Source organism: Paraglaciecola arctica BSs20135, assembly GCF_000314995.1.
GTDB lineage: Bacteria > Pseudomonadota > Gammaproteobacteria > Enterobacterales > Alteromonadaceae > Paraglaciecola > Paraglaciecola arctica.
In genome coordinates, this window is record NZ_BAEO01000014.1 from 13,297 (window position 1) to 23,341 (window position 10,045).

At 41.2% G+C, this 10,045-nt stretch carries 8 protein-coding genes; 6 read left to right on the plus strand and 2 right to left on the minus strand.

All coding sequences use genetic code 11. The features are described 5' to 3' along the window. The first annotated feature begins 91 nt into the window (after positions 1-91). Entirely contained in the window at positions 92-1,174 is a 1,083-nt protein-coding gene (locus tag GARC_RS27625) for a methyl-accepting chemotaxis protein (RefSeq protein WP_007617635.1), read from the plus strand. A gap of 72 nt (positions 1,175-1,246) precedes the next feature. Here GARC_RS27625 and recA read toward each other — a convergent pair whose 3' ends face one another. Together recA and pncC are read right to left on the minus strand one after the other, a co-directional pair. Further along, complete coding sequence (gene recA / locus GARC_RS05525) at positions 1,247-2,275, minus strand: recombinase RecA (RefSeq protein WP_007617636.1); 1,029 nt, start codon at positions 2,273-2,275, stop codon at positions 1,247-1,249. 143 nt (positions 2,276-2,418) lie between these two features. Beyond that, the gene (gene pncC, locus GARC_RS05530) at positions 2,419-2,904 is read right to left on the minus strand and encodes a nicotinamide-nucleotide amidase (RefSeq protein ID WP_007617637.1); all 486 of its coding nucleotides are present in this window, start codon (positions 2,902-2,904) and stop codon (positions 2,419-2,421) included. An 81-nt stretch (positions 2,905-2,985) separates the two neighbouring features. Between pncC and mutS the strand changes: the two genes are divergently transcribed. The 5 genes from mutS (at position 2,986) to GARC_RS05555 (ending at position 9,916) form a co-directional block, all read left to right on the plus strand. Then, entirely contained in the window at positions 2,986-5,607 is a 2,622-nt protein-coding gene (gene mutS, locus GARC_RS05535) for a DNA mismatch repair protein MutS (protein WP_007617638.1), read from the plus strand. 31 nt (positions 5,608-5,638) lie between these two features. Further along, a complete protein-coding gene (locus tag GARC_RS05540) occupies positions 5,639-6,025 on the plus strand; it encodes an MAPEG family protein (RefSeq protein WP_007617639.1) in 387 nt (128 codons plus the stop codon). A gap of 185 nt (positions 6,026-6,210) precedes the next feature. Continuing rightward, positions 6,211-7,842, plus strand: coding sequence for a CTP synthase (locus tag GARC_RS05545; RefSeq protein ID WP_007617640.1), 1,632 nt, complete (start codon positions 6,211-6,213; stop codon positions 7,840-7,842). A gap of 15 nt (positions 7,843-7,857) precedes the next feature. Next, positions 7,858-9,156, plus strand: a complete 1,299-nt coding sequence (gene eno / locus GARC_RS05550; RefSeq protein ID WP_007617642.1) for a phosphopyruvate hydratase — start codon at positions 7,858-7,860, stop codon at positions 9,154-9,156. A 115-nt stretch (positions 9,157-9,271) separates the two neighbouring features. Continuing rightward, complete coding sequence (locus tag GARC_RS05555; protein WP_007617644.1) at positions 9,272-9,916, plus strand: hypothetical protein; 645 nt, start codon at positions 9,272-9,274, stop codon at positions 9,914-9,916. Positions 9,917-10,045 lie beyond the last annotated feature (129 nt).

Below are 10,045 nucleotides of genomic sequence, written 5' to 3' on the forward strand. Positions count from 1 at the left end.
CTTAAAACAGAAGTTATGTTATAAATCTTCATTGCTTACAAAAGGGACATTGGACCTTTATTATTTTATTGCACATCTGGAGTCTCAATTTATGTTGGTCAGGAAAAGCAGATACGTTGAATTAGAACAAAAACTAGCTCATCTAGAAGCAGAAAAAAATCGCTATAAAACTGAGAACGAAGACCTCATTGAAGAGTTAAGTGCTGAGAAGGCAGCTGCGGCCGTTCGACAAGAAGAAAGTTTTGATCAGCAGATTTGGCCAAACTTACTTGATTGTATTGGTCAGGTAACAAGCATAAGAGAGTCTGTACTGTCTTCATATGAAATGATAAATCACGAGTCTGAATCTATCTATGAACTAAACGAAGTATTAAATTTAGGTCAAAAGTCGATAACAGCTATTGCTGGCGGTATGGAACAAATTACCAAAAAAATGCACAATATGTCGCAAAGCATGGCTAATCTGGAAGCCATCGCCGATAGCATTAATTCATTTGTAGAAACCATATCCAAAATATCCGACCAAACCAACTTGTTAGCACTTAATGCGGCAATTGAAGCTGCCAGAGCTGGCGATGCGGGTCGAGGCTTTTCTGTTGTAGCGGATGAAGTAAGAAGTTTGGCAAGTAATACTAGTAAGTCTGCCGAAGAAGTAGGCGGCCTTATTGCTAGAATTAAACAAGACACCGAATCAGGCGTTAAATTTGCTACTGAGCTGGAAGAGTCGAACGTTGAATTATCTAACACCATCGCTGGTTTAAACGATAGTTATAGTGGTATCAACGGTACAGTCAGCACAATGAAATCATCTATTGTAGGGGTAACGGATAGAAGTTTTATTCAGACTGTGAAGTTAGATCATATAGTTTGGAAAGGCGAAATATATGAGGTGGCACTAGGAAGATCTCAAAAATCTGCGGATTCATTCGTAGATCATAAACAATGTAGATTAGGACAATGGTATAACAGTGAACAATCACACAGTTACCAAAAAAGTTCGTCTTTTAAAGCACTCGATAGACCTCATGCAGAAGTGCATCAAAATGGCATAGCTGCATTAGCACAATTACAAAAAGGTGATATCAAACAAAGTTTATTGTCTTTCGAAAAAATGGAGCAAGCCAGCGAACAAGTTATTAATATTTTGGATGACTTATCAAGCCAACATAATTAGAACGAACATATTTCAAACGGAACAAAAAAAACCCGCTAAGTTAGCGGGTTTTTGGTTTTAATCTTTAAATTATTAAGCGTCTTCTTTTTTCTCAGTTTTGTCAGCCTCTACTGGCTTTGACAATAATAAATCTCTTAAACGCTTATCAATGTCTTGTGCCATCTCAGGGTGCTCTTTCAAATACACGATTGAATTAGCTTTACCTTGCCCAATACGCTCACCATTGTAGCTATACCAAGCACCGGCTTTCTCAACCATCTTATGAGTGACACCTAAATCAATGAGTTCACCGTGGCTGTTAATGCCTTCGCCATACATAATTTGGAATTCAGCTTGTTTGAAAGGAGGCGCAATTTTATTTTTGACTACTTTAACGCGGGTTTCATTACCCACTATTTCGTCACCGGCTTTAACCGCACCAATACGACGAATATCTAAACGTACCGAAGCATAAAACTTCAAAGCATTACCACCAGTAGTGGTTTCAGGAGAACCAAACATTACGCCAATTTTCATACGAATTTGGTTGATAAAAATCAACATTGTATTCGAATTTTTTAAGTTACCAGTTAGCTTACGCATAGCTTGGCTCATCATTCTGGCAGCAAGCCCCATGTGTGAATCACCGATGTCGCCTTCGATTTCAGCCTTAGGTGTAAGCGCAGCAACCGAATCCACTACTATTACATCAACTGCGCCAGAGCGGGTTAACATGTCGCAAATTTCTAGCGCTTGTTCACCAGTATCGGGTTGTGATACTAAAAGCTCGTTTACATCCACACCAAGTTTTTTGGCGTAGATAGGATCAAGCGCATGCTCTGCATCAATAAAGGCACAAACCTTACCGTTACGCTGTGCTTCGGCAATCACTTCGAGAGTTAAGGTGGTTTTACCACTGGATTCTGGGCCGTATATCTCAACGATACGTCCTAAAGGTAAACCTCCAGCACCAAGAGCAATATCTAAACCAAGAGAGCCAGTTGAAATAGTTTCAACGTCCATGGTTTTATTATCGCCCAATTTCATGATAGAGCCTTTACCAAATTGCTTTTCGATTTGGCCTAAGGCGGCGCTCAACGCTCTAGTTTTGTTGTCATCCATCAGAATGTCCTTTGTGATTGTCGTGTATCGAAGTGGTTTGCTTCAATACTTATTCATATACCGTAGTTGGGCTCGAAGTATACTGTATGGTTATACAGTTACAAGCGAAATGTAAAAATTCTTTTTTGCTCTCAAAGTATTGTTTATTTTAGCAACAATTTGAGGGTATTTGATAAAGCAAACTCAATCGCTTTTATTCGAACGGCTTGCCTGTCGCCATTTATTAGCAGTTTTTGGCTTATGTTCTGTCCGTTAATAAAAAAACCAAACCAGACTGTACCTACAGGTTTATCGGGCGTTCCACCATCGGGGCCAGCAATACCGCTGATGGCAATGGCAACTTCAGCATTGGCCTGCTTTGCAGCACCAGCAGCCATTTCTTCCACTGTTTGCGCCGACACAGCTCCGAACTGAGTTAACGTACCTTCACTGACTCCCAACAGTTCATGTTTAGCCTCGTTTGAGTAAGTGATAAAACCTTTTTTAAACCAAGCTGAGCTTCCAGAAATACTTGTGATCGCGTATCCTACTCCGCCTCCGGTGCATGATTCTGCACAGGAGATTTGCCAACCTTTAGCAGAAAGCTGATTTCCTAAAAGTTGAGCTAATTGGGTAATGTCTTCAGTCATGTTGGCAACCTTATATGTGATATCTAATAATCAATATGTCACGCTAACCATCAGATAAAAAGAATAAAAGTAATCGCTATTATGCCATCGAGTAATTTTTCAGAGCAAACCTTAACAAATAGTCCAGCGCTGCAAACTCATACCCCAATGATGCAGCAATATCTAAAGATAAAGGCTGAACATCCCGACATTTTACTATTTTATCGTATGGGCGATTTTTATGAATTGTTTTTTGATGATGCCAAAAAGGCCTCTGAATTACTGGATATATCACTAACAGCTAGAGGTAAATCAGGCGGCAATGCCATTCCTATGGCGGGTGTTCCCTACCATGCGGTAGAAAACTATCTAGCCCGTTTAGTCAAAATGGGACAATCAGTTGCAATAGTCGAACAGGTTGGCGATCCGGCCACAAGCAAAGGTCCGGTAGAAAGAAGAGTACAACGTATTGTCACTCCAGGCACTGTTTCAGACGAAGCCTTATTGGAAGATAAACAAGACAACATATTAGCCGCTGTGGTCAGCGTCAAACAACAGAACAATCTATATTTCGGCTATGCCACGCTAGATGTCACTACAGGTCGTTTTACCCTTTGTGAACCCAAAGATATCGAAGCATTAGCCGCTGAAATTCAGCGCACTAATCCCGTAGAACTATTGTATCCAGAAGACTTTGCGTTTCAACATATTATTGAACAACGCAAAGGTTTGAGACGTCGCCCACAATGGGAGTTTGATTTTGATACCGCTACTAAACAATTAAACCAACAGTTTGGTACCAAAGAACTCACTGGTTTTGGGGTAACAGCCAACAAAACAGGTTTATGTGCGGCAGGTTGCGTAATGCAATATGTTAAAGACACACAAAGAAGCGCCCTGCCCCATATTCGTAATATTGTGCTCGAAACAGAGTCAGATACCGTATTGATGGATGCTGCCACTAGGCGCAATTTAGAATTAACCCAAAATTTAGCGGGCGGCAAAGAACACACCCTTGCCAGTGTGTTAGACAACGCTTCAACACCTATGGGTAGTCGCTTGTTACAACGTTGGTTACATCGCCCTTTAACTAATATAAAAATACTCAAACAACGCCAGCTAAATATTAAATCACTGCTCAACAGTGATTATCCACAGTTACAAGCTAGCCTCAAACAAGTGGGCGACATGCAACGCGTATTAGCCCGTTTAGCGCTGCGTTCAGCAAGACCTAGGGATTTCACCCGTCTCAGACAAGCTTTTAAGTTACTCCCTGATATTCAAGGTTTTGTCACAGACCAATCAGCAGAGTCTGCTAACGCTGGATTGATGCAGTTGGCAAACGATATCAATCAGTTTCCTAGTTTTGCAGACTTGCTCACTAATGCCATAGAAGAAGCCCCTCCGGTATTAATTCGTGACGGCGGCGTGATCAAAACAGGTTACAACGCCGAACTAGACGAACTTCGTGCCTTATCTAAAGGGGCGACCGATTATTTAGATGAATTAGAGCAGCGCGAAAAAGAGCGTACCGGCATTTCTACCTTGAAGGTCGGATACAATCGCGTACATGGATATTTTATCGAAGTCAGCCGCAGTTATGCCGACAAGGTACCCGCAGATTATGTACGCCGGCAAACCCTAAAAAATAATGAACGTTATATTATTCAAGAATTAAAAGAACACGAAGACAAAGTGCTCACCAGTCAAAGTAAATCTTTGGCCTTAGAAAAACGCCTTTACGACGAACTGTTCGATATTTTATTGCCTGAGTTGGCAAGTTTGATGCAAAGCGCAGATGCCGTAGCCGAACTCGACGTGCTCACAAATTTAGCCGAACGAGCTGAAACCCTAAACTATCATTGCCCTGAACTCAGTGAAAAAAACGGTATTCACTTCGAACAAGGTCGCCACCCGGTAGTCGAACATGTGATGAAAACGCCTTTTATTGCTAATCCTATTGCAGTCACCCCACATAGACGTATGTTAGTGATCACCGGCCCCAATATGGGCGGTAAATCCACATACATGCGCCAAACAGCCCTCATAGTATTGATGGCATATATAGGTAGTTTTATACCTGCCGAAAATGCCCAAATTGGTCCTATTGACCGAATTTTCACCCGTATTGGCGCATCGGATGATCTAGCCTCAGGTCGCTCAACTTTTATGGTAGAAATGACCGAAACCGCTAACATCCTCAATAACGCCACCGCCAATAGTTTAGTATTAATGGACGAAATAGGCCGTGGTACCAGCACCTACGATGGATTATCATTGGCTTGGGCATGTGCTGAATACCTAGCAATCACATTACAATCTTATACCTTATTTGCCACTCACTACTTTGAACTCACTCAGCTCGCCGATGAGTTGCCTGAACTGGCTAATGTGCATCTTGATGCCGTAGAACACCAAGAAACCATTCGTTTTATGCATGCAGTGCAAGAAGGTGCGGCCAACAAAAGTTACGGCTTACAAGTGGCGCAACTAGCCGGTGTTCCCAGAAGCGTGATCCAGCAAGCCAAACGTAAATTAGCGGAGCTAGAAAGTCAGACGGTGTCGGGCAGTCCGTCACCCGTTAGGCACGAGCAGCAACTCAATCTACTTAATTCTGTAGATGACTTACGCCTCAGTTTAAAACAAATTAACCCAGACGATTTAACCCCTAAACAGGCGTTAGAATATTTATATCAACTTAAAACCTTGGCTGCTGAAGACTAAACTCAGCCATACCATTTAATAAGGAATAGCTATGGAATTACCTGCAATTGTTACGCTTATAGCGTTATTAGAATATTTATTTTTTGCTTTCAAAGTAGGCTTTAGCCGCGAGAAATATAACGTGATTGCTCCAGCTGTGTCTGGCAACCCCATTTGGGAAAGACTTTATCGGGTTCAACAAAATACCCTAGAGCAATTAATTGTGTTTTTACCTGCTTTATGGATTTTTGCCTATTTTGTCAGCCCATTAATAGCTTCCATAATTGGCATCTTTTTTCTGGTAGGCCGAGTTATTTACTACATAAGTTATGTCAAAGATCCTCGCAGCAGAGCCATGGGTTTTGTCATGGGATTTTTAGCAAACCTAGTCCTAATACTGGGTGGTTTAGGCGGAGCGATTTATAGTCTAATAGGATAAGAATATGTTATTCAATTAAATGGAATACATTCTGACTTTTATTTCAGATTAATCTTTGTCTGAGATGGCAATCTTGGGTATACTATTGCGCCGTCTGGTAGTGGTTTTTTTCTTGGCTTTATAGCGAGAAATTCAAACCTAACTGTACAAAAATAATTCAACTCAACGCCTATATTAGGGTTCTCATGACACATTATATTTTCGTCACAGGTGGTGTAGTTTCATCACTTGGAAAAGGTATTGCTGCCGCTTCGCTTGCAGCAATTCTAGAAGCTAGGGGCTTAAACGTCACTATGCTTAAGCTTGACCCTTATATCAACGTTGATCCAGGCACTATGAGCCCAATTCAGCACGGTGAAGTATTTGTCACCGATGATGGTGCCGAAACGGATTTAGACTTAGGTCACTACGAACGTTTTATTCGTACCCGTATGACCAAACGCAATAACTTCACTACTGGCCGAGTGTACGAAGAAGTACTCAAACGGGAACGTCGTGGTGATTATTTAGGTGCCACCATTCAGGTGATCCCCCATATCACTAACGAAATTAAACGCCGAATTATTGAAGGTTCAGAAGGTGTAGATGTCGCCATAGTAGAAATTGGCGGCACTGTAGGTGATATTGAATCACAACCTTTTATTGAAGCAATACGTCAATTAGGCGTTGAAGTAGGCCGTAACCGTGCGATGTTTATGCATCTTACCTTAGTGCCCTATCTTGCAGTGTCGGCTGAAGTTAAAACTAAACCCACACAGCATTCAGTAAAAGAATTACGCTCGGTTGGGGTACAACCCGATATTCTTGTATGTCGCTCAGAAGTACCTTTGCCCTCTAATGAAAGACAAAAAATAGCCTTGTTTACCAATGTTATAGACAAAGCCGTTATTTCTCTTAGAGACGCTGACAGCATTTACAAAATCCCAGCCATGCTTAAGGCCCAAGGCTTAGATGAATTAGTAGTTGAACGTTTTGGTTTGGAATGCCCAGAAGCCGACCTAACTGAATGGGAACAAGTACTTTTCGCAGAATCGAATCCTATCGGTGAAGTCACTATTGGTATGGTGGGTAAATATGTTGAATTGCCAGATGCTTACAAATCCGTAAACGAAGCCCTAAAACATGCCGGTTTAAAAAATCGCTTGGCTGTGAATATCAGATACATCGACTCACAAGATGTCGAGAGCAAAGGCGAACATATCTTAGAAGGCCTTGACGCCATCTTAGTACCCGGAGGTTTTGGTGAGCGTGGTATTGAAGGTAAAATCACCACAGCCAAATTCGCTCGTGAAAATCAGGTACCTTATTTAGGCATTTGTTTAGGCATGCAAGTGGCATTAATTGAATATGCGCGCAATGTGGCTGGTATGGAAAATGCCAACAGTACTGAATTCGATCGTGATACACCTTTCCCAGTTGTAGGTCTAATCACCGAATGGTTAGATGCAGGTGGCACTACTGAGTCTCGTGACGAAAGTTCAGACTTAGGTGGCACTATGCGTTTAGGTAGCCAGCTATGTCACTTACTTCCTGGTAGCAAGGTACATGCTATGTACGGAGCCAGCGAAATATACGAACGTCATAGACACAGATACGAAGTGAATAATAACCTACGTGACAAAATCGAAGCTGCGGGATTAAAAGTCACAGGTCTATCTGCTGACAAACGCTTAGTAGAAGTGATCGAAATTGCCGAGCATCCTTGGTTTGTAGCCGGTCAATTTCACCCAGAATTTAACTCAACTCCTCGCGACGGACACCCTCTTTTTACAGGGTTTGTAAAAGCCGCAGGCGAATATTTTAAGAATCACAATTAATAAAGGGCAACAACAATGTCAAAGATCAGCAAAATTATCGCTCGTGAAATCATGGACTCTCGTGGTAACCCAACAGTAGAAGCAGATGTGTATTTAGAATCTGGTGCTATGGGTAGAGCTGCTGCGCCTTCAGGTGCATCAACAGGTTCACGTGAAGCGTTAGAATTACGTGATGGTGATAAAAGCCGTTATTTAGGTAAAGGGGTATTAAAAGCCGTTGCCGCCATCAATGACAACATCGCTCCTGCATTAATTGGCAAAGATCCTATAGCGCAAGCTGAAATCGATCAAATAATGATCGATTTAGATGGCACAGAAAACAAAGAAAAATTTGGTGCTAATGCAATTTTAGCGGTTTCTTTAGCCGTAGCTAAAGCAGCAGCAAATGCAAAAGGAGTTCAATTATTTGAGCACATTGCTGACTTAAACGGCACCCCAGGTATTTATTCTTTACCATTACCAATGATGAACATCATCAACGGTGGTGAGCATGCTGATAACAACGTTGATATCCAAGAGTTTATGATTCAACCTGTTGGCGCGAAAAGCTTTAAAGAAGCATTACGTATGGGTGCAGAAATATTTCACGCTCTTAAAAAAGTATTATCTGCAAAAGGCTTAAACACAGCTGTTGGAGATGAAGGTGGTTTCGCACCAGATTTAGCATCAAACGCTGATGCATTAGCGGTAATCAAAGAAGCTGTTGCGGCGGCAGGTTACGAGCTAGGTACAGACGTTACTTTAGCCATGGATTGTGCGGCCTCTGAGTTCTACAACAAAGAAACGGCTATCTACGACCTTAAAGGTGAAGGCAAACAATTTACAGCTAACGAATTCTCTGATTTCTTAGCCACACTTTGTGATCAATACCCAATTGTTTCAATTGAAGATGGTTTAGATGAGTCAGACTGGGACGGTTTTGCTTACCAAACTAAATTATTAGGCGACAGAGTTCAAATCGTTGGTGATGACTTATTCGTTACAAATACTAAGATTTTAGCGCGCGGAATCGAAAACGGTATAGGTAACTCTATCTTAATCAAGTTTAACCAAATCGGTACTTTAACTGAAACATTAGCCGCTATCAAAATGGCTAAAGATGCTGGTTTTACTGCTGTCATCTCTCATCGTTCAGGTGAAACTGAAGATGCCACTATCGCAGATTTAGCGGTGGGCACAGCTGCTGGTCAAATCAAGACGGGTTCTTTATGTCGTTCTGATCGTGTTTCTAAGTACAATCAATTATTACGTATTGAAGAATACTTAGGTGACAAAGCTATCTTTAATGGTTTATCTGAAGTTAAAGGTCAATAATTGCTCTTATGCTATTTGTAGTTAATAAAACTGCAAATTCAGTGGCATAGAGTATAAAATGGTCAGCTAACGCTGGCCATTTTAGTTTTAAGCACTTTTATTAGCACTATCCTATATGCACATTTCAAACTCACAACAGGTAGACATTTTTTCTGACGATCAACGTCAGCTGCATTATGCTGAATTATGTAATGCCCTGTATGAGCGTGAACTCGCTAGTTTATCCCAGCAAAAAATAACCAATATCAGCCTGCTACAACGAAAAATAGCAGGCCTTAGACACCATGTGAAACGCGCCGCTTACAGCTTATTAGAACAACAATCACCGCTACAAGTGGATATACACAACGCCAGTTGGCAAGCAAAACAAGCCGCTAAATGTATGGCTAATAACTACGATACACAAAAAACCCAACAATGGTTTTCTAGCAATATTCAAATTGGTTCCAGTATCGCCATTCACGTTAAACAACTTGGCAGTGAACATATAGAACTGGACTCAATTGACAGAATAGAACGAACCACTCAGCGCTTGCATACCAATAAGTTTGGCTGGTTCAAAATTGATGGTGAATTTGCCGAAGAAAATTATAGACAAAGCGATGTGCTGAGTTTAAGACTACTCAAACCCACAAAAGCGATTTTAACTGCAGCATGTTGTGGTCACAAATGGGTGCATAAGGGTAAAGGTCAACAACGGGCATTATCTATTAGGGAGTTACTTTTATCCCTAAGTATCAATTGGAAGACCTTTCGCTAAATCACCTGTAGGCGGGTACAAAACAAGAATTAAAATGAAGTGAATAAGGCTACAACAAAGCTCAAATATTTACACCTTTGTATACAATCACTTAGTAAATAGAAGTTAATTTTGGTCATTTGAAAATTA

What these genes read in the sequence shown, in the direction of transcription:
- GARC_RS27625 (WP_007617635.1), top strand. Translation starts at nt 92, where the DNA reads ATGTTGGTCAGGAAAAGCAGATACGTTGAATTAGAACAAAAACTAGCT.
- GARC_RS05555 (WP_007617644.1), top strand. Translation starts at nt 9,272, where the DNA reads ATGCACATTTCAAACTCACAACAGGTAGACATTTTTTCTGACGATCAA.
- eno (WP_007617642.1), top strand. Translation starts at nt 7,858, where the DNA reads ATGTCAAAGATCAGCAAAATTATCGCTCGTGAAATCATGGACTCTCGT.
- GARC_RS05540 (WP_007617639.1), top strand. Translation starts at nt 5,639, where the DNA reads ATGGAATTACCTGCAATTGTTACGCTTATAGCGTTATTAGAATATTTA.
- pncC (WP_007617637.1), bottom strand. Translation starts at nt 2,904, where the DNA reads ATGACTGAAGACATTACCCAATTAGCTCAACTTTTAGGAAATCAGCTT.
- GARC_RS05545 (WP_007617640.1), top strand. Translation starts at nt 6,211, where the DNA reads ATGACACATTATATTTTCGTCACAGGTGGTGTAGTTTCATCACTTGGA.
- recA (WP_007617636.1), bottom strand. Translation starts at nt 2,275, where the DNA reads ATGGATGACAACAAAACTAGAGCGTTGAGCGCCGCCTTAGGCCAAATC.
- mutS (WP_007617638.1), top strand. Translation starts at nt 2,986, where the DNA reads ATGCCATCGAGTAATTTTTCAGAGCAAACCTTAACAAATAGTCCAGCG.